Below are 1,066 nucleotides of genomic sequence, written 5' to 3'. Positions count from 1 at the left end.
GCCATGGCCTGCCCGGCGAGCGGCTCGACACGGTCTTCGAACAGCTCGCCGAAATGTTCGCAGCGCTGCCGGCGGTGATCTCCGATGGGCGTGTCTGGACCTATCGTGAGCTGGACAGGCGGGCCAACCAGTTCGCCCGCTTGCTGGTCAAGCGCGGCGTGCGGCCGGGCGACCGCATCGGGCTCATCCTCGACCGCTCGGCGGAGACCTATGTCGCGCTGCTCGCCGTGATGAAGGCGGGCGCTGCCTTCGTGCCGCTGGCGACCGCATTCCCCGAGGAGCGGATGGCGCTCATCATCGAAGATGCCGGCGTCAGCCTGATCGTCACCATCGCCGCCTATGCGTCGCGCGCCGGTCAACTGCCGGTCCCGCATCTGCTGATCGACAGCACTGCTGCCGAAATCTCCAGACAGTCCGACGCGCCGCTGCAGCCGCATGCGAAGGCCGCTTCAGCGGACGACACCTGCTACATCCTCTACACGTCGGGCACCACCGGCAAGCCCAAGGGCGTCGTCATCAAGCACCAGAGTTTCGTCAATTTCATCCGCGTCGCCGCCGCCTCCTACGGCTACCGGCCGGGCGACCGCGTCTACCAGGGCATGACCATCGCCTTCGACTTTTCCTCCGAAGAGATCTGGGTGCCGTTCGTCGCCGGCGCAACCGTGGTGCCGGCACCCGGCCAGATGCCGCTGGTGGGCGAGGAACTCGCCGATTTCCTGCGGCTCCATGACATCACCTGCATCGCCTGCAGCCCGACGCTGCTGTCGTCGATGACATCGGATGTGCCCAGCCTGCGCACGCTGCTGGTCGGCGGCGAGGCCTGTCCGCACAATCTGGTGGTGCGCTGGTCGAAGCCGGGGCGGCAGATCCTGAACACCTATGGCCCGACCGAGGCGACCGTCACCGCCACCATGGGCGCGCTGACGCCGGACAGTCCCGTCACCATCGGCGCGCCGCTGCCGACCTACTCGATCGTCATCCTCGACGCTTCGCTGCCGCAGCTTGCCGAGCCGGGCGAACTGGGCGAGATCGGCATCGCCGGCATCGGGCTCGCGGTCGGCTATCT

The 1,066-nt window shown here is 67.8% G+C and carries 1 protein-coding gene; it reads left to right on the top strand.

Annotated features, from left to right (window positions below; genetic code table 11):
• Positions 1-8: 8 nt before the first annotated feature.
• The coding region (locus EN914_RS36280; protein ID WP_164779210.1) for an amino acid adenylation domain-containing protein at positions 9-1,066 on the top strand (1,058 nt) is incomplete at its 3' end.

Origin of the sequence: Mesorhizobium sp. M7A.F.Ca.CA.001.08.2.1 (assembly GCF_003998455.1) — a bacterium.
In the GTDB taxonomy this organism is placed as follows: Bacteria; Pseudomonadota; Alphaproteobacteria; order Rhizobiales; family Rhizobiaceae; genus Mesorhizobium; species Mesorhizobium ciceri.
This window is presented reverse-complemented; position numbering and strand designations above follow the sequence as displayed.